At 73.9% G+C, this 17,373-nt stretch carries 16 protein-coding genes; 9 read left to right on the forward strand and 7 right to left on the reverse strand.

Annotation, left to right across the window (positions count from 1 at the left end; translation table 11 throughout):
• Nucleotides 1-23 precede the first annotated feature (23 nt).
• The 4 genes from QSK34_RS05495 to QSK34_RS05510 are packed head-to-tail and all read left to right on the forward strand — an operon-like array spanning nucleotide 24 to nucleotide 3,880.
• A complete protein-coding gene (locus tag QSK34_RS05495; protein WP_285580589.1) occupies nucleotides 24-893 on the forward strand; it encodes an ABC transporter ATP-binding protein in 870 nt (289 codons plus the stop codon).
• The gene (locus QSK34_RS05500; protein ID WP_285580590.1) at nucleotides 890-1,657 is read left to right on the forward strand and encodes an ABC transporter permease; all 768 of its coding nucleotides are present in this window, start codon (nucleotides 890-892) and stop codon (nucleotides 1,655-1,657) included. Before QSK34_RS05495 ends, QSK34_RS05500 begins: the two co-directional genes overlap by 4 nt.
• A 22-nt stretch (nucleotides 1,658-1,679) precedes the next feature.
• On the forward strand, nucleotides 1,680-2,357 hold the full coding sequence (locus QSK34_RS05505; protein ID WP_285582054.1) for a response regulator transcription factor: 678 nt from the start codon (nucleotides 1,680-1,682) through the stop codon (nucleotides 2,355-2,357).
• Entirely contained in the window at nucleotides 2,354-3,880 is a 1,527-nt protein-coding gene (locus QSK34_RS05510) for a sensor histidine kinase (protein ID WP_285580592.1), read from the forward strand. The genes QSK34_RS05505 and QSK34_RS05510 overlap by 4 nt, the downstream gene beginning before the upstream one ends.
• Here the strand turns inward: QSK34_RS05510 and QSK34_RS05515 are convergent.
• Genes QSK34_RS05515 through QSK34_RS05525 form a run of 3 tightly spaced genes read right to left on the reverse strand, consistent with a single transcriptional unit; the run spans nucleotide 3,856 to nucleotide 6,123 of the window.
• On the reverse strand, nucleotides 3,856-4,935 hold the full coding sequence (locus tag QSK34_RS05515; protein ID WP_285580594.1) for a DUF6745 domain-containing protein: 1,080 nt from the start codon (nucleotides 4,933-4,935) through the stop codon (nucleotides 3,856-3,858). The genes QSK34_RS05510 and QSK34_RS05515 overlap by 25 nt on opposite strands.
• Complete coding sequence (locus tag QSK34_RS05520; protein ID WP_030453098.1) at nucleotides 4,935-5,231, reverse strand: DUF8820 family protein; 297 nt, start codon at nucleotides 5,229-5,231, stop codon at nucleotides 4,935-4,937. Before QSK34_RS05520 ends, QSK34_RS05515 begins: the two co-directional genes overlap by 1 nt.
• Nucleotides 5,232-5,259: 28 nt before the next feature.
• The gene (locus QSK34_RS05525; RefSeq protein ID WP_285580597.1) at nucleotides 5,260-6,123 is read right to left on the reverse strand and encodes a LysR family transcriptional regulator; all 864 of its coding nucleotides are present in this window, start codon (nucleotides 6,121-6,123) and stop codon (nucleotides 5,260-5,262) included.
• 125 nt (nucleotides 6,124-6,248) lie between these two features.
• On the opposite strand from QSK34_RS05525, the gene QSK34_RS05530 reads away from it, so the two are divergent.
• The 5 genes from QSK34_RS05530 to QSK34_RS05550 are packed head-to-tail and all read left to right on the forward strand — an operon-like array spanning nucleotide 6,249 to nucleotide 13,815.
• Nucleotides 6,249-6,968: an SDR family oxidoreductase gene (locus QSK34_RS05530; RefSeq protein ID WP_285580599.1), complete on the forward strand. Its 720-nt coding sequence runs from the start codon at nucleotides 6,249-6,251 to the stop codon at nucleotides 6,966-6,968.
• A 56-nt stretch (nucleotides 6,969-7,024) separates the two neighbouring features.
• Complete coding sequence (locus QSK34_RS05535; RefSeq protein ID WP_161478268.1) at nucleotides 7,025-8,821, forward strand: thiamine pyrophosphate-requiring protein; 1,797 nt, start codon at nucleotides 7,025-7,027, stop codon at nucleotides 8,819-8,821.
• Entirely contained in the window at nucleotides 8,821-9,885 is a 1,065-nt protein-coding gene (locus QSK34_RS05540) for an enolase C-terminal domain-like protein (RefSeq protein WP_285580602.1), read from the forward strand. Before QSK34_RS05535 ends, QSK34_RS05540 begins: the two co-directional genes overlap by 1 nt.
• A gap of 13 nt (nucleotides 9,886-9,898) precedes the next feature.
• Complete coding sequence (locus QSK34_RS05545; RefSeq protein ID WP_285580604.1) at nucleotides 9,899-12,802, forward strand: FAD-binding and (Fe-S)-binding domain-containing protein; 2,904 nt, start codon at nucleotides 9,899-9,901, stop codon at nucleotides 12,800-12,802.
• The gene (locus tag QSK34_RS05550; RefSeq protein ID WP_285580606.1) at nucleotides 12,799-13,815 is read left to right on the forward strand and encodes an SDR family oxidoreductase; all 1,017 of its coding nucleotides are present in this window, start codon (nucleotides 12,799-12,801) and stop codon (nucleotides 13,813-13,815) included. Before QSK34_RS05545 ends, QSK34_RS05550 begins: the two co-directional genes overlap by 4 nt.
• Here the strand turns inward: QSK34_RS05550 and QSK34_RS05555 are convergent.
• From QSK34_RS05555 to QSK34_RS05570, 4 genes are all read right to left on the reverse strand, one after another.
• Nucleotides 13,784-14,572, reverse strand: coding sequence for a hypothetical protein (locus QSK34_RS05555; RefSeq protein WP_285580608.1), 789 nt, complete (start codon nucleotides 14,570-14,572; stop codon nucleotides 13,784-13,786). The genes QSK34_RS05550 and QSK34_RS05555 overlap by 32 nt on opposite strands.
• On the reverse strand, nucleotides 14,569-15,792 hold the full coding sequence (locus QSK34_RS05560; RefSeq protein WP_285580610.1) for an NRAMP family divalent metal transporter: 1,224 nt from the start codon (nucleotides 15,790-15,792) through the stop codon (nucleotides 14,569-14,571). The genes QSK34_RS05555 and QSK34_RS05560 overlap by 4 nt, the downstream gene beginning before the upstream one ends.
• On the reverse strand, nucleotides 15,789-16,217 hold the full coding sequence (locus tag QSK34_RS05565) for a hypothetical protein (protein WP_285580612.1): 429 nt from the start codon (nucleotides 16,215-16,217) through the stop codon (nucleotides 15,789-15,791). The genes QSK34_RS05560 and QSK34_RS05565 overlap by 4 nt, the downstream gene beginning before the upstream one ends.
• A 97-nt stretch (nucleotides 16,218-16,314) precedes the next feature.
• On the reverse strand, nucleotides 16,315-17,313 hold the full coding sequence (locus QSK34_RS05570) for a DNA topoisomerase IB (RefSeq protein WP_285580614.1): 999 nt from the start codon (nucleotides 17,311-17,313) through the stop codon (nucleotides 16,315-16,317).
• Between the last annotated feature and the right edge of the window lie 60 nt (nucleotides 17,314-17,373).

A 17,373-nucleotide genomic window follows, 5' to 3' on the forward strand; every position in this document is an offset into this window, starting at 1 on the left:
CCCGGGAGCGCACGCTCGGCCGCGTGATCGAAGTGACCGGACTGAGCAAACGCTACGGCGACGTCGTCGCCGTCGACGACCTGACGTTCGACGTGAAACCCGGCGCGGTGACCGGGTTCCTGGGCCCCAACGGGGCCGGCAAGACGACCACGATGCGGATGATCCTCGGGCTGGACGCCCCCCACGCGGGCCGCGCCCGCGTCCTCGGGGCCCGGCTCGCCGACCTGCCCCAGCCGATGCGGGCGGTCGGGGCGCTGCTGGACGCGGGGGCGGTGCACCCCCGCCGGTCCGCCCGTGACCACCTGCGCTGTCTGGCGCTGAGCAACCGGCTGGCACGGCGGCGGGTCGACGAGGTGCTCGACCTGGTCGGGCTGACGGCGGTGGCGCACCGGCACGCGGGCGGGTTCTCGCTCGGCATGAAGCAGCGGCTCGGGCTGGCCGCCGCGCTGCTCGGCGACCCCGGCGTGCTGATCCTCGACGAACCGGTCAACGGGCTCGACCCCGAGGGCATCGTCTGGATCCGCACCCTGATCCGGAAGCTGGCGGCCGAAGGGCGGACCGTCCTGGTCTCCAGCCACCTGATGGGTGAGACGGCGGTGACCGCCGACCGGCTGATCGTGGTGGCGCGCGGGCGGCTGGTCGCCGACACCACCGTCGAGGCGCTGGCCCGGCCCGACGGGGTGCTGGTGCGCACCCCGGAGGCCCGCCGGCTCGCCCGGGTCCTGGTCACCCACGGCGCCTCCGACGTCGACCCGGCCGGAGACGAACTGGTCGTGCGGGGGCTGGGCACGCGGCGCGTCGGTGAGCTCGCCGTCGCCGAGGGAGTGGTCCTGCACGAGCTCACCCCCCGCCGCGCGTCCCTGGAAGAGGCGTTCATGGAGCTGACCCGATGATCGACGCCATCCGCTCCGAGTGGGCCAAGACGTGGACGACGCGGTCGACCTGGTTCACCCTCGCCGCGATCGTCGTGCTCGGCGCCCTGTTCGCGGTGCTGTTCGGCCACGCCGCCGCCACCGAGCACGCCAGGATGACCGCCGCCGAGCGGGCCGCCTACCGGCCCGCGCCCGACTTCCGGCCGCTGATCTTCGTCCAGATCGCCGTCGGCTACTTCGGCCTGCGGGCCTTCACCGTCGAGTACCTCACCCGCACGATGGCGCTGACCCTGACCACGACGCCCCGCCGGGGCCGGGTGCTGGCGGCCAAGGCCGTGGTCTGCGGCGGGCTGACGCTGGCCGCCGGGGCGGTGACCGGGCTGATCGTGGTCTTCGTCAACCGGGCCGTGCTGACCTCGCGGGGTGTGCCCGTCAACCCGCTGGCCGAGCCGGGCATGCTCCGGGTGCTGGCCGGGCCGGGGCTGCTGCTGGCCCTGCTCGGGCTGATCGGCCTGGCCGTCGGCTGCCTGCTGCGCAGCACCGCCGGGGCGCTGGTCGTCACGATAGTGATGGGGGTGTTCGTCCCGGCGATGGCCTCGCTCTACCCTGAATGGCTGGCCCGGCTGATCCTGAGCTACTGGCCGATCACGGCCGGGCTGCGGCTGCTCAGCCTCGACGGCGACCCCGACCTGCCGGGACCGGCGGCCGGCATCGCCGTGACCTGCGCGTGGGCCGCGATCCTGCTGGCCGCCGCCTACGTGGTGCTCCGGCGGCGGGACGCATGATGTGGAGGACGGAAGGGGCGTGATGGAGCGGCTGCTGGTCGTCGACGACGAGCCGACGGTGCGGGAACTGCTGTCGGCGACCCTCCGCTTCGCCGGGTTCGAGGTGACCTCCGCCGCCACCGGCGCCGAGGCCGTCGAGGCGGTGCGCCTGGCCCGCCCCGACCTGATCCTGCTCGACGTGATGCTGCCCGACCTCGACGGCTTCCAGGTCGTGCGCAGGCTGCGCGACCTGGCCCGGCCGCCGGTGCCGGTGCTGTTCCTGACCGCCCGCGACTCCCCGGCCGACAAGGTCACCGGCCTCACCCTCGGCGGCGACGACTACGTCACCAAGCCGTTCGACCTGCCCGAACTGCTGGCCCGCATCCGCGCGATCCTGCGCCGCACCGGCGTGCCGCACGCCCACGCCGTGGTCGTCGGGGACCTGGAGGTCGACGTCGAAGGCTGCCAGGTGCGCCGGGCCGGGGTGACGGTACGCCTGTCGCCCACCGAGTTCCGGCTGCTCAGCTACCTGGCCGAGCACGCCGGTCGGGTGGTGTCGAAGACCTCGATCATCGAGGACGTCTGGCAGTACGACTTCGCCGGCGACACCAGCATCGTCGACACCTACGTCAGCTACCTGCGCCGCAAGCTGGAGGCCGGCGGTCCCCGGCTCATCCACACCGTCCACGGCGTCGGCTACGTCCTGCGCGAGCCCCGATGACCTCCCTGCGCGGCCGCCTCCTCCTGATCACCTGCGCGTTGCTGGCGGCGGGCCTGCTGCTGAGCGGCTCGATCGTGGTCGGCCTGCTGCGATCGGGCCTGGTCGAGCGGGTCGACACCCAGCTCCGCGTGTTCGGCGGCATCATCGCCGCCATCCCGCCCGGCTTCGCCTCCCAGGCCCCTGCCGACCGCGTGGCGGGAAACACCCTGAGCACCAACCTCGACCTGATCAACCGCCTGTACATCGCCGAGCTGCCCCCGGACGGCGACCCCGTCTCAGAGGTCCGCCTCCCACCCGGCCCCGGCGGCCCGGAACTGCCCGCCCACCCGAGCGATGCCCCCGGCCCCGCCCACCTCGCACCGACCGCGCCCGAGCCGATCGCCCCCGAGCGTGGCGCGGGTGCGCAGCGGACAGGTTCGGAACTCCAGCCCTTCGAGGCGCGGGATTCCGCCGGTGGGGCGGACTGGCGGGTGCTCGTGGTGCCCCGCGATCGAGCCGGGACCTCCGTCGTCGTGGCGGCCTCGCTCGACGCCGTGCAGGCCACGGTCGGCCGTCTCCGTGTCATCTACGTCGTCACCGGGATCGGGCTGCTCGGCCTGCTCACGCTGGCCGGGTGGTTCGCCGTCGGGGCGGGGCTGCGGCCCCTGCGGGACATCGAGGAGACCGCCGCCGCCATCGCGGCGGGGGAGCTCGGCCGCAGGGTGCCCGACGCGGCCCCCGACACCGAGGTCGGCCGGTTGTCGGCCGCGCTCAACGGCATGCTGGGCCAGATCGAGCACGCCTTCGCGGCGCGCACCGAGTCGGAGGCCCGGTTGCGCCGCTTCGTCGCCGACGTCGGGCACGAGCTGCGCACCCCGCTCGTCGGCATCAAGGGGTTCTCCGAGCTCTACCGCATGGGCGGGCTGCCCGAGGTCGCCCCCGCGATGGCCCGGATCGAGAGCGAGGCCGGACGGCTGGCCCGGCTGGTCGAGGACCTGCTGCTGCTGGCCCGCCTCGACGAGGGCGGCGACGCCCTGCCGCTCGACCTGGCCCCGATGGACCTGCGCACCCTGGCCGCCGACGCGCGCCTCGACCTGCGCGCCCTGGCCCCCGGGCGGCCGGTCGAGCTGACCGGCCCCGACGGCGGGCCGCCCGCCTCGGCGCCCGTGGTCGGCGACGAGGCCCGGCTGCGCCAGGTCGTGACGAACCTGGTCGGGAACGTGGTCGAGCACACCCCCGACGGCACGCCCGTGCGCATCGGGGTCGGCACCCGAGACGGCGAGGCGGTGCTGGTGATCGAGGACCACGGGCCGGGGCTCGGCCCGGAGGAGGCCGCCCGCGTGTTCGACCGGTTCTCCCGCGCCGACGCCTCACGCAGCAGGTCGGGGCCCGGTGGCGCGGGGCTCGGCCTGGCCATCGCCCGCTCGCTGGCGGAGGCCCACGGAGGCCGTCTCGACCTCCGCACGGCGCCCGGCCGGGGGGCCGCCTTCACCCTGGCGCTGCCCGGAGAGTTCGGGGGTCAGGTCTCCCTCTCGGGCCGGTAGTCCTCCTCCTTCACCCCGAACGTCCACGCCACGCCCTGGCGGGCGCGCTGCACCCACGGCGGCACCCGCAGGAAGTAGGTGCGGAAGGTTCCGTCGGGTTCGGCGGTCGAGTTGACCACCTCGACCGTCACCACGTCTTCGTCGTCGGGCAGGCTGATGCGCCACAGGACGCCCGTCTCGTCGCGGTGGAGGGGGGTCGCGCCGGACTCCGACAGGTAGCGGTCGAAGCCGAAGTGTTCGAGCATGACCCGGCGCAGCTCGGCGTTCTCCTCGCCCCGGATGCGCTCGGGGTTCAGGTCAGCCATCGACGCCACGAAGCCCTCGGGCACCGGCATGCCGTGCCAGGCCTCCAGCGCGAAGCCGTCGGGGAAGACCAGGGCGGGGCCGTCGGAGCGGTGGAGGCGGCCCGCCTCGTCGAGGTGGAGCTCGGCGGGGCGCTCGCAGACGATCGCCACGTCGGCGTAGGGGAACCACCAGCCCGCGTTGCGGGCGACCCGGGCCAGACCGGCCAGGCCGGGGGCGTCGGCGAAGGCCGACAACCAGGCGGCGTCGTGCTGGCCGAGCACCGCGTCGAGCGCGGCCTGGCGCAGCAGGTCGCCGGCCTCCTCGCCGCCGAGCACCGACAGGCCCCGGCGGATCTCCTGGAGGACGGTGTTCACCCTCGGCCAGAGCAGCCCGCCGGTCGACTCCCACACCCGCGCCCACCCGGCCCCGCCGGTCTCGCGCAGCACGTCGGCGCGGGCCCGCTCCCAGGGGTGGGTGCGCACCTCCTCGCGGACGGAACGGCCGAGGGGGCGGGCCAGCAACGGCGCCGCCGACAGGATGAGCGACCCCAGGCCGGCCTTGTTCAGGGCGTCGACGGCGGCCTCGCCGCCGTGGTGGATGGCGGCCGCCGCCGAGGCGACGACCGGCGACCCGGCCCAGATGATCGCCCGGGGGGCGGCCAGCCCGGCGGCGGCGTAGGCCTCGCGGACACCCGCCTCGGCCTCGGCGCGGTCGCCCCCGCCGGTGGAGAAGGCGACGTCGGCCCAGGTCATCGTGGTCTCGACGCGCATCAGTCGGCCACCACCCGGAACGAACCCGGCACGTATTCACGCTGGCGGACGATCCGGAACCAGCCCTTCGGCAACGGGATCGTGGCGTGCTCCTCGTGGACCAGCCGGCCGCCCTCGGGCAGGTGGAGGAAGCCCGGGTAGAGCGTTCCGGGGCCGTGGAGCGCGTGGGCGTGGCCGGTGGCCTCGCCCAGGGCCAGCACGATGCGGCCCTTGTGGTCACGCGGTTCGGCGACGAGACCGGGAGGCACCGACGCCTCGGGGACCGGCATGATCAGGATGTCACCCTGTCGGTACATGACCAACCTTCCGTGTTCGGGGGGTTGATCAGAAACTATCGGCGGCCACCGACATTTCCCGGGCCACGGCCGCGAAGCCGGCGATCAGGGGATCGCGGCGGGCGGCGCTCCAGGCCAGGCACACCTGGTTCGGCGGGATGTCGGTCACGTGGGCGTACCCGACGTCGGGGCGCGTGTAGAAGACCGCCACCGACAGCGGCAGGACGACCACGCCGTGACCGCCGGCGACGTGCTCCAGCTTCTCCTCCACCGCGCGGAACCTGACCTCGGGGTCGCGCCGGGTGGCGACGTCGCGCCACTCGGGGACGGCGTCGGGGTTCTGCAGGAGGCGCTCGTCGGCCAGGTCGGCGATGCCGACGGCGTCCTTGCCCGCGAGGGGGTGGTCGGCGGGCAGCACGGCGACGCGCGGCTCGCTCCACAGCGGAGTGACGCGCAGGCCGCGCCGGTCGATCGGCAGGCGCACGTAGCCGACGTCGACCCGGCCGTCGTGGATGGTGGCGGTCTGGTCGTCCCAGGTGGTGCGGACCACCTCCACGGTCAGCCCGGGGTGGCGCTCGCCGAACGCCCGGACCGCCGGGGTGACGATCAGGCCGGGCATGAAGCCGACCGTGAACACGCCGCCGCCCCGGGCCACGCGGGCGACGCGGCGGCGCAGGCCCTCGGCCGAGGCCAGCAGCGGGCGGGCGTCGGCGAGGAGCTGCTCGCCCGCCGGGGTCAGCTCGGTCGCCCGTTTCGTGCGGAGGAAAAGCTGGGCCCCCAGCTCGTCTTCCAGCGCCCGGATCTGGCGCGACAACACCGGCTGGGCGATGTGCAGGTCCTCGGCGGCGCGGCCGAAGTGGAGCCGCCCGGCCACCGCGACGAAGTAGCGCAGCTTCCGCAGGTCGACGTCCACCAGCGCCTCCTCCCGGTCGTGATGCCCTCAGGGTATTACAGGCGGCGAACGAGGTCTTGGACGGCGGCCTCCCGGCGGGGCCATCGTGGAGGGGTCGGCATCGTCCTCGTACGGGAGAGGGAACCATGGATCTTCAGGGAAAGCGGGTCGTCGTGCTGGGCGGCACCTCGGGAATCGGGCTGGCCACGGCCGAGGCGGCGGCGCGGCAGGGGGCCGCGGTGACGGTCGCCTCCAGCCGCCGGGCCAGCGTCGACCGGGCGCTGGCGCGGTTGCCCGAAGGCGCGGCGGGACGGGTCGCCGACCTCACCGACCCGGCGGCGGTGGGCGCGGTCCTCGCCGAGGCGGGCCCGGTCGACCACCTGGTCTACACCGCCGGAGAGCCGCTGGCGCTGATGCCGGTCGACGGCCTCGACCTCGACGCGGCCCGCCACTTCTTCGCCGTCCGCTACTTCGGGGCACTGGGCGCGGTCCGGGCCGCCCTGCCGCACCTGCGGAAGGACGGGTCGATCACGCTCACGACCGGCACCGCCAAGGACCGGCCGGGGCCCGGATGGTCGGTCGCGGCCAGCATCTGCGGGGCGATCGAGTCGCTGACCAGGGCGCTGGCCGTCGAACTGGCCCCGATCAGGGTCAACGCCGTCGCCCCCGGGTTCGTGCGCTCGCCCCTGTGGGCGGGGATGGGCGAGGAGGCCCGCGAGCGCATGTACGCCGAGGCCGGGGCCGTGATCCCGGTCGGCCGGGTCGGCGAGGTCGAGGACATCGCGCGGGCGTACGTGTTCCTGATGACTGAGCCGTTCGCCTCGGGGACCGTGCTGACCGTGGACGGGGGCCACGTGCTCGTCTAACCCAAATCCGACAAAAGGTGCGTGTGCCGACAAAACGGATGGGTACGGCCGGGCTCATGACGCAGACCGTCGGTGACTACGTGGTACGACGCCTGCAGGAATGGGGCGTGCAGCAGGTCTTCGCCTATCCGGGGGACGGGATCAACGGGATCCTCGCGGCCCTGGGGAGGGCGGATGACATGCCCCGGTTCGTGCAGAGCCGGCACGAGGAGATGGCCGCCTTCGCGGCCGTGGGATACGCCAAGTTCAGCGGGCGGTTCGGGGTGTGCATGGCCACCTCCGGACCCGGGGCGATCCACCTGCTGAACGGCCTCTACGACGCCAAGCTCGACCACGTGCCGGTCGTGGCGATCGTGGGCCAGACCGCCCGCAGCGCGATGGGCGGCAGCTACCAGCAGGAGGTCGACCTCCAGGCGCTGTTCAAGGACGTCGCCTCGGAGTACCTGGTCGAGGTCAACGTGGCCGAGCAGCTCCCGAACGCGCTCGACCGCGCGATCAGGACCGCCCAGGCGTCCCGCGCGCCGACGGCGGTGATCATCCCGTCGGACCTCCAGGAGGAGGAGTACGCCCCGCCGGAGCACGCCTTCAAGATGGTGCCCTCCAGCCCGCCCGGCACGTTGTGGGCGCGGTCGGTCGCCACCGAGTCAGACATCGCGCGGGCCGCCGAGGTGATCAACGCGGGGGAGCGGCCGGCCGTCCTGGTCGGGCAGGGCGCCCGGGGCGCGGCCGAGGAGGTGCGGCGGTTCGCCGACCTCACCGGCGCGGGGGTGGCCAAGGCGCTGCTGGGCAAGGACGTGCTGCCCGACGACCTGCCCTACGTGACGGGGTCGATCGGGCTGCTCGGCACCCGGCCCAGCTACGAGATGATGCGCGACTGCGACACCCTGCTGATCGTGGGCTCCAACTTCCCGTACACCCAGTTCCTGCCGGAGTTCGGGCAGGCCAGAGCGGTGCAGATCGACATCGACGGCCGCTTCATCGGGATGCGCTACCCCACCGAGGTCAACCTGGTCGGCGACGCCGCCGCAACGCTCACCGCGCTGCTGCCGATGATCCGGCCCAAGGTCGGCAGCGAGTGGCGGGAGACCATCGAGCGGAACGTGGCCCACTGGTGGGACGTCATGGAGCGCGAGGCCGAGGTGACGGCCAAGCCGGTCAACCCGATGCTGATCGTCTCGGAGTTGTCCCGGCGCATCCCCGGCGACACGATCGTGACGGCCGACTCCGGCTCGTCCACCAACTGGTACGCCCGCAACCTGCGCATGCGCGAGGGCATGCGGGGCTCGCTCTCGGGCACCCTGGCCACGATGGGCCCCGGCGTCCCCTACGCCATCGGCGCCAAGTTCGCCCATCCCGGCCGGCCCGTGGTCGCCCTGGTGGGCGACGGGGCCATGCAGATGAACGGCCTGGCCGAGCTGATCACCATCGCCCGCTACCACCACCTGTGGCGCGACCCGCGCCTGGTCGTCTGCGTCTTCCACAACAACGACCTCAACCAGGTGACCTGGGAGCTGCGGGCCATGGGCGGCGCGCCGAAGTTCGAGGCCTCGCAGAGCCTCCCCGACGTCGACTACGCCGGGTTCGCCCGCTCCCTCGGCCTGGAGGGCATCACCGTGACCGAGCCCGACGTCCTGGGCACGGCCTGGGACCGGGCGTTCGCGGCCGGCGTGCCGGCGGTGCTCGACGTGCACTGCGACCCGGAGGTGCCGCCCATCCCGCCGCACGCGACCTTCGACGAGGTCAAGTCGGTGACCGAGGCCGTGCTGCAGGGTGACCCGAGCGCGTTCCACCTGATCGCCCAAGGGGTGAAGACCAAGGCGCAGGAGTTCCTGCACGGCCGGAAGAACGACTGATGGCGCCGGTCGACCACGTGGCGGCCCGCGCCTACCGGGTGCCCACGCCGGAACCGGAGACCGACGGCACCCTCGGCTGGGACGCCACCACCGTCGTCGTGGTGCACGTGCGGGCCGCCGACGTGACGGGGCTCGGGTGGACGTACGCCGACGCGGCCTGCGTGCCGCTGGTCGAGGGCGTGCTGGCCGGAGCGGTGACGGGCCGGCCGGTGCTCGACGTGCCGGCCTGCTGGGCGGCCATGCGGCACGCCGTGCGCAACCTGGGCCGGCCGGGACTGGTGTCGTGCGCGATCTCGGCGGTCGACATCGCCCTGTGGGACGCGGCGGCGCGGTCGGTGGGGCTGCCGCTGTGCCGCCTGCTCGGCCGGGTGCGCGAATCGGTCCCCGTGTACGCCAGCGGCGGCTTCACCTCGATGGACGACGCCGCGCTGCGCGCCTGGCTGGAGCACTGGGCCGGCCGGGTGCCCCGGGTGAAGATCAAGATCGGCGCCGACCTCGACCGGGTCGCGCTCACCCGCGCGACCGTGGGCGACGCCGCCGAGGTGTACGTGGACGCCAACGGCGCCTACTCCGTCGGCCAGGCCCGCCGGGTCGCCCGGCGGCTCGCCGACTGGGACGTGACCTGGTTCGAGGAGCCCGTCTCCAGCGACGACCTCGCCGGTCTGGCGGAGGTGCGCGCGGTCAGCCCGCCCGACGTCGCGGCCGGGGAGTACGGCTACGACCTGCCCTACTTCGCCCGCATGGCCGGCGTCGTCGACTGCCTGCAGATCGACGTGACCCGCTGCGGCGGCTACACCGAGTTCGCCCGCGCCGCCGCCGTGGCCGCCGCCGTCAACCGGGACGTGTCGGCCCACTGCGCCAACAGCCTGTCGGCGCAGATCGGCGCCGCGACCCAGAACCTCCGGCACCTCGAATGGTTCGCCGACCACGACCGCGTCGAGGACCTGCTCTTCGACGGGGGCCTGCGACCCGTGGACGGCGTCGTGACCCCGTCGGCGTCGGTCTCCGGCCACGGCCTCTCGCTCAAGGAGGACGCCGCCCGGCGCTACGCGGTCGCACTCTGACGGGAGGACACACATGACGGTCACCGAGGCCCCGGCCGCCCTGGCGGCGGCCCTGCGCGACCGGGTCGACGGCGAGATCAGGTTCGACCCCGGCAGCCGCGCCGCCTACTCCACCGACGCCTCCAACTTCCGCCAGGTGCCCCTCGGCGTGGTGGTGCCCCGCACCCCCGACGCCGGGGCCGAGGCGGTCGCCGTGGCCCGCGACTTCGGCGCCCCGGTCCTGTCGCGGGGCGGCGGCACGAGCCTGGCCGGGCAGTGCGCCAACACCGCCGTGGTCGTCGACTGGTCGAAGTACTGCACCACGCTGGAGTCGGTCGACGTCGACGGCCGGACCTGCGTCGTCCAGCCCGGCATCGTCCTCGACGTGCTGAACCGGCAGCTCGAACGCCACGGCCTCCGGTACGGCCCGGAACCCGCCACCCACATGAACTGCACTCTCGGCGGCATGATCGGCAACAACTCCTGCGGTGCGACCGCGCAGCGCACCGGCAAGGTCGTCGACAACATCGCCCGCCTGGAGGTGCTCCTCTACGACGGCACCCGCTTCTGGTGCGGCGAGACCACCGACGAGGAGTACGCCGCCATCGAACGCCGGGGCGACCCCCGGGCCGCGATCTACCGGCAGCTGCGGGCGCTGCGCGACGCGTACGCCGACGAGATCCGGCGCCGTTACCCCGACATCCCGCGCCGGGTCTCCGGCTACAACCTCGACTCCCTGCTGCCCGAACACGGCTTCGACGTCGCGGGGCTGCTCGTCGGCAGCGAGTCGACCCTGGTCACCGTGCTGCGCGCGGAACTCGAACTGGTGCCGGTGCTGCCCGAACGCACCCTGGTCGTGCTCGGCTACCCCGACATCGCGACGGCCGCCGACGCGGTGCCCGCGATCCTGCCGCACGAGCCGATCGCGCTGGAGGGCGTCGACGCCAAGCTGATCCGCGACGAGCAGCTCAAGCACCTCAACCCCGACGCGCTGGGCGAACTCCCGGAGGGCAAGGCCTTCCTCATGGTCCAGTTCGGCGGCGAGACGGCCGAGGAGGCGCGGTCCCGGGCCGAAGGGCTGCTCCACGACGGGCACCGCGCCGACGTCCGGTTCCTCGGCGACCCCGTCCGCGAGGACGAGCTGTGGCACGTCAGGGAGGCCGGCCTGGGCGCGACCGCGCACGTCGCCGACCGGCCCGACACCTTCGAGGGCTGGGAGGACTCCGCCGTGGCCCCCGAACGGCTCGGCGAGTACCTGCGCCGCCTGCGCGACCTCTACCGGGAGTTCGGCTACGAGAGCGACACCGGCCCCGCCCTCTACGGCCACTTCGGGCAGGGCTGCGTGCACACCCGCATCCCCTTCGACCTCTACACCGCCGACGGCGTGGCCGCCTACCGCCGGTTCATGGAACGGGCCGCCGACCTCGTGGCCGCCCTGGGCGGGTCGTTCTCCGGCGAGCACGGCGACGGTCAGAGCCGGGGCGAGCTGCTGCCCCGGATGTTCGGCCCCGAGATCGTCGCCGCGTTCGGGCGGCTCAAGGCGATCTTCGACCCCGGCGACCACATGAACCCCGGCAAGGTGGTCGCGCCCGCCCCGCTCGACGACCATCTGCGGCTCGGCCCGGACTGGGCCCCGGCCGAGCCCCGGGACCTGCGGTTCGGCTATCCGCACGACGGCGGCTCGTTCGCGCAGGCGGTCAACCGCTGCGTCGGCGTCGGCCGCTGCCGTCAGCACAGCACCGAGGGCGGTCAGGTGATGTGCCCGTCCTACCAGGTCACGGGGGAGGAGGAACACTCCACCCGGGGTCGCGCCCGGTTGCTGTTCGAGATGCTCGGCGGGCACGGCGACGAGACCCTGCGCCGGGGCTGGCGCTCGGAGGAGGTCAAGGACGCCCTCGACCTCTGCCTGGCCTGCAAGGGGTGCAAGACCGACTGCCCGGCGAACGTGGACATGGCGACGTACAAGGCGGAGTTCCTGTCCCACCACTACGAGGGCCGCCAGTGGCGGCGGCCCCGGTCGGACCTGGCGCTGGGCTGGTTGCCCGTCGCCGCCGCGGTCGTCGCCGGGCTCCGGCTCGGGCCGCTGGTGAACCGCGTGCCGGGACTGGCCAGGACGGTCGCGGGCATCGCCGACCGGGAGCTCCCGGCCTTCGCCCGGGAGACCCTCCAGCACTGGTTCCGGCGGCGCGGCCCGCGCGGCGACGGCGGCCGGGGGAAGGTCCTGCTGTGGCCGGACACCTTCACCAACGGGTTCCACCCCCAGGTGGGGCGGGCCGCCGTGGAGGTGATCGAGGACGCGGGCTGGCGGGTCGTCCTGCCGCCCGGACCGGTGTGCTGCGGGCTGACCTGGATCTCCACCGGCCAGGTCGACACCGCCCGGCGGGTGCTCGGCCGGACCGTGCGGCTGCTGGCGGGCCACCTGCGCGAGGGCGGCCTGGTCGTGGGGCTGGAACCGAGCTGCACGGCCGTGTTCCGCGGCGACGCCGAGGAGCTGTTCCCGGCCGACCTGGACGTGCGGCGGCTGCGGAACCAGACGGTCACGCTGGCCGAACTGCTCACCCGGCACAGCCCCGGCTACCGGCCGCCGCGCCTCGACGTCGACGCGCTGGCCCAGGTCCACTGCCACCAGCACGCCGTCATGGGCTTCGACGCCGACGAGGAACTGCTGCGGGCCGCCGGGGTGCGGGCGGAGCACCTCGACTCCGGCTGCTGCGGGCTGGCCGGGAACTTCGGCTTCGAGCGCGGTCACCTGGAGGTCAGCGAGGCCTGCGCCGAACGGGTGCTGCTGCCCCGGCTGCGGGCGGCCGGGCGGGAGACCGCCGTGCTCGCCGACGGGTTCAGCTGCCGGACCCAGATCCACCAGCTCGACAGCGGCGGCAGGGAGGGTGTGCACCTCGCCCAGCTGCTCGCCGTCGGGCTGCACGAGGAGGGACGATGAAAGCGGAACAGGTCGTGGTCGTCACCGGCGCGAGCGGCGGCGTCGGCCGCGCGGTCGCCCAGGCGTTCGGCGCGCGTCACGCGAAGGTGGCCCTGCTCGCCCGGGGTGTCAAGGGCCTCGGGGCCGCCGCCGGGGAGGTGCGGCGCAACGGCGGCACCCCGCTGGAGATCCCGGTCGACGTGTCGGACTTCGCGCAGGTGGACGCCGCCGCGAGCCGGGCCGAGGCGGAGCTGGGGCCCATCGACGTGTGGGTCAACGTCGCGTTCACCTCGGTCTTCGCGCCGTTCGCCGAGATCCGGCCGGAGGAGTTCCGCCGCGTCACCGAGGTCACCTACCTCGGCTACGTGCACGGCACCATGGCCGCGCTGAACCGGATGCGGCCCCGCGACCGGGGGGCCGTCGTCCAGGTCGGCTCGGCGCTGGCCTACCGGGGCATCCCGCTGCAGAGCGCCTACTGCGGCGCCAAGCACGCCATCCAGGGCTTCAACGAGGCGCTGCGCTGCGAGCTGCTGCACGAGCGCAGCGGCGTCCACGTGACCATGGTCCAGCTCCCCGCGGTCAACACGCCCCAGTTCTCGTGGGTGTTGTCGCGGCTGCCCCGCCAGGCCCAGCCGGTGCCGCCGATCTACCAGCCCGAGGTCGCCGCGCGGGCCGTGCTGCACGCCGCCGACCATCCGGAACGCCGCGAGTACTGGGTCGGGGCCAGCACCGTGGCGACCCTGATGGCCAACGCGGTCGCCCCCGGGCTGCTCGACCGCTACCTGGCCAGGACGGGATACGACTCGCAGCAGACCGACCAGCCGAGGTCCCGCCGCCAGCCGGCCAACCTCTGGGCCCCGGCCGACGGGCCGCACGGCCACGACTACGGCGCGCACGGCGCGTTCGACGAGCGGTCGCTCGCGGCCAGCCCGCAGGCGTGGGCCAGCCGGCACCACGCCCTGGTCGCGGCCCTCGGCGCCGCCGCCGGCGCGGCGGCCGTCCTCATGCGGATGCGCTCGCGTCATCCCGCGTGAAGAGCTCGTGCAGCGGCAGCAGGGCCGCGCGCGGCTCGGTGAGCCTGATCGGGTCGCCCGGGTCGCCGATCTGCTCCCATCCGACGAACCGGCTGCCCCGGTGGAGGCGGCGGATCACCACCCTGACCAGGGCCGGGCTGTTGCCCCCCGGCCCGCGTTCGTAGCCGAAGAGCTGGCCGGTGTGCCGGGGCACCACGACGAGGCCGCTCAGGCGCAGCGCCTGGGTCGTCTCGCCGAGGAGGGGGCCGTCCTGGGTGAGCCGGACGTCGGCCACCTGCCCGACGTCCGCGCCGTCGCGGTCGACGACCCTGCGCCCGACCAGCGAGCTCAGCCGGTCGCGGGCGGGGACCTCGGACCGCCGGACCGGGCGGGGGCCGCGCAGCCCCGGGTCCGCGCCGCCGCTGCCGGGAAGGGGGTCGACGACATGCTCGCGCACCCAGCGTTCCAGGGAGGCCTCCGGCACGTCGCCGCCCACCGTGACCGCGCTGCCGATCTCGCCGACCAGGCTCATCGGGACCCGCGGCGGGGCCGGGTCCTCCTCCGGCCGGAACAGGCGGGTGACCCCGGTCATCAGACGGCCGATCACGCCGCCGACACGCGGGCCGAGCGCGAGGGGCCCGGCCAGGATCGCGGTGACGTACGGGACCTCCCCCCACTCGATCTCCAGGTCGTCGACCTTGCAGAGCAGCCGTCCGTCGGCCCTGACCACCTGGCGGTCGAGCAGGTGGAGGTGGGCGTGCAGGACGCGGCCGGTCACTGTCCCGCCTTGGTGGCGAGCATCAGCGGTATGGCCGCCACGGCGACCACCAGGAGCAGGATCATGTAAAAGGTCCCCAGGGTGTTGGACAGGCGGCCGTTGACCCGGTCGCCCATGTAGTCGGGGTCGTTGGCGATCATCAGGACCGGCAGGTAGGTCAGCGGCAGCGCCGCCGCCGAGAGGACCAGCGAATACTCCGTGACCTTGATCGGGTCGATCGTCGTGAGGATCAGCGCCACCGCGACGATCGTCGACACCAGCAGCGTCGCGTGGAACCGGGCCGCCTCCCGGGGCCGCACGTACTTGCCCCACTGCCAGCCGAAGTACTGGCTGATCGAGTAGCCCGACGACAACGCGGTCTCCAGGGTCGCGCCGAAGGTCGCGGCGAAGACGCCGAAGATCACCAGGGCCAGGCCGATCTGGCCGAAGGCGAGCCCGGCGGGCAGCACCATCTGGCCGAGCGTGTCGACCTCGATCATCTGAGGAAGGAAGACGGTGGCCGCGCACGCCGCGATGGCGATCGACAACAGGCCGCCCAGGGGGAAGCCGACGAACACGTTGGCGCGCATGACCCCCAGATCCCGCCGGGTCCAGCGCTCCTCCACGCCGCCGGAGGAGAAGAAGAACACCTCGTACGGCGTCATGGCCGCCCCCAGCAGGGCGACGGCGTAGAACCAGTAGGTCGCCGCGCCGTCGTCGGAGGGGTTGTGGACGAGCTGGTGCCCGAGTTCTCCGTAGTCGGGGTCCAGGGCGAAGAAGGCCACCAGGAAGACCACCAGGGCGAGCCCGGCCAGGCCGAAGACCCGCTCCATCGTCTCGAACTTGACCCGCCACATCACCAGCCAGGCCACCAGGCCCACGGCGGGCACCCACAGCAGGTAGTCGATCCCGGTGGCCAGCTCCAGGGCGAGGGCGGCGCCGCCGATCTCGGCGGCCAGGGTGAGCAGGTTGATCCCGAACGACGCGGCCAGGTTGAGCAGCCCCGCGCGGGGGCCGAGGCGTTCGCGGACGAGGTCGAAGACCGGCCGGCCGGACACCGCCGCCACCCGCCCGGCCATCTCGGCGAACAGGCAGATGCCGACGACGCCGACCACGACCACCCAGGCCAGCGACAGGCCGAACCGGGAGCCGACCAGCGCGTTGGCGACCAGGTCGCCGATGTCGACGAACCCGCCGATCGCGGTCAGGATGCCGAGCGTGACGGCGAAGAACCGCTTCACGACGGCTGCTCCTCGGCGAAGGCCCGCAACCGGTCACCCAGTTCGGCCAGGTCGGCCACGGCTTTCTCCGGGTCGCGGATCTCCCGCAGCCGCACCTCGTTCAGCAGCACCTGCACCTGCTCGGCCGCCTCCGAGGTCAGCTCGGTGATCTCGGCCCGGACCTCCACCGCCTGCCGCGACGGCGGCTGGACCGCGCCGAACTGGGAGTCGACGCTGTCGAGCGCGGTGACGGTCTCGGTGAGCAGGGTCTGGAGGTAGGGGCGGGTCAGTCTCGCCTCGTTCCCGACCGCGAGCCGGACCAGCGCCACGGAGGAGGCGGCGGCCTCGGCCGTCGCGCCGGCCTTCCTGCCGTAGTCGGCGTCGTCCCAGGCCGGGGAGGCGCACCCGGCCACCACCAGCAGCAGGACGAGCAGGACCCGTCTCATGGCCGCGTCCGCAGCAGGAAGTAGGCCAGCAGGCCGAGTAACACCGTGAACTGGCCCCACGCGGCCAGCAGCACCAGCCCTTCGTCGTTCACCGCACTCACCCCCTCGTGCGCTTGAGCAGCGCGATCACCGCACGCTCGGCCGCGCCGTGGGTGGCCGGGCCGTCGCCCTCGCCCAGGTCGGCGAGCGCGCGGTCGATGGTCTTGCCGTGTTCGTACGCCGTGATCACCCGGGGGTCGACGTAGGAGGCGCGGGCCACGGCCGGGGTGTTGCCCAGGTAGCCGGCCACCTCCTTCATGACCCGGGTGACGGCCCGGCGGCGGCCGGTGCGGCTGCGCACCCGTTTGGAGACGGCCAGGCCAACGGCGGCGTACACGGTGGCGTGCCAGGTGCGGAAGTCCTTGGCGCTGACGTCGGTCTCGAAGCGGTCGCGCAGGTAGTCGTTGATGTCGTCGCTCTTGACGTCGACCCAGCGGCCGTCGCTCTCGTAGCCGAGCAGTTCGCCCTCATCGCGCCCCTTCCGCAGGGCGGTGACCACCTTGCAGACGTCGGGGTCGGTGATCTCGACCTCGCGGAGCAGGCCGCCCTTGGCCGGATAGGCGCAGGAGACCCGGCCGCGCGAGCACGTCACGTGCTCCAGGCGCAGGGTGGCCAGGCCGAAGGACTCGTAGGCCTCCCCGCCGACCCGGAACAGGCCGATGTCCAGCATCCGGGCGGCGGCGGCCAGCACCCGCTCGCGGGTCAGGCCCTTACCGTCGAGGTCGGCCTGGACCTTCTTGCGGAAGGCGGGCAGGCGTTCGGCGAGCTTGCCGACGCGCTCGAACTTGGCCCGGTCCTGCTCCTCACGCCAGGCGTCGTGGTAGCGGTACTGGCGGCGGCCGGCCGCGTCGGTGCCCACGGCCTGGATGTGGCCGTCGGGGTCGCGGCAGATCCACACGTCCCGCCAGGCCGGGGGCAGCACCAGCGCCCGGATCCGGCGCAGCGTGCGCAGGTCCTTCACGGGGCGGCCGTCGGCGTAGGCGTAGGAGAAGGAACGCCCGCGGCGGCGGCGGGTGATGCCGGGTTCGTTGGGGTCGCTGGGGCGGAGTTCTGGCACCCTGCCACCGTGCCCGCCATCGTGCCCGCCTAACGGACTAGGCGCCTCCCAGCAGGGGAA

It is taken from the genome of Herbidospora sp. NBRC 101105, from assembly GCF_030269205.1.
Taxonomy (GTDB): Bacteria; Actinomycetota; Actinomycetes; order Streptosporangiales; family Streptosporangiaceae; genus Herbidospora; species Herbidospora solisilvae.

Coding starts and splice junctions, on each gene's coding strand:
- QSK34_RS05500 (WP_285580590.1), top strand. CDS start 890: ATGATCGACGCCATCCGCTCCGAGTGGGCCAAGACGTGGACGACGCGG.
- QSK34_RS05505 (WP_285582054.1), top strand. CDS start 1,680: ATGGAGCGGCTGCTGGTCGTCGACGACGAGCCGACGGTGCGGGAACTG.
- QSK34_RS05510 (WP_285580592.1), top strand. CDS start 2,354: ATGACCTCCCTGCGCGGCCGCCTCCTCCTGATCACCTGCGCGTTGCTG.
- QSK34_RS05515 (WP_285580594.1), bottom strand. CDS start 4,935: ATGCGCGTCGAGACCACGATGACCTGGGCCGACGTCGCCTTCTCCACC.
- QSK34_RS05520 (WP_030453098.1), bottom strand. CDS start 5,231: ATGTACCGACAGGGTGACATCCTGATCATGCCGGTCCCCGAGGCGTCG.
- QSK34_RS05530 (WP_285580599.1), top strand. CDS start 6,249: ATGGATCTTCAGGGAAAGCGGGTCGTCGTGCTGGGCGGCACCTCGGGA.
- QSK34_RS05535 (WP_161478268.1), top strand. CDS start 7,025: ATGACGCAGACCGTCGGTGACTACGTGGTACGACGCCTGCAGGAATGG.
- QSK34_RS05540 (WP_285580602.1), top strand. CDS start 8,821: ATGGCGCCGGTCGACCACGTGGCGGCCCGCGCCTACCGGGTGCCCACG.
- QSK34_RS05545 (WP_285580604.1), top strand. CDS start 9,899: ATGACGGTCACCGAGGCCCCGGCCGCCCTGGCGGCGGCCCTGCGCGAC.
- QSK34_RS05550 (WP_285580606.1), top strand. CDS start 12,799: ATGAAAGCGGAACAGGTCGTGGTCGTCACCGGCGCGAGCGGCGGCGTC.
- QSK34_RS05565 (WP_285580612.1), bottom strand. CDS start 16,217: ATGAGACGGGTCCTGCTCGTCCTGCTGCTGGTGGTGGCCGGGTGCGCC.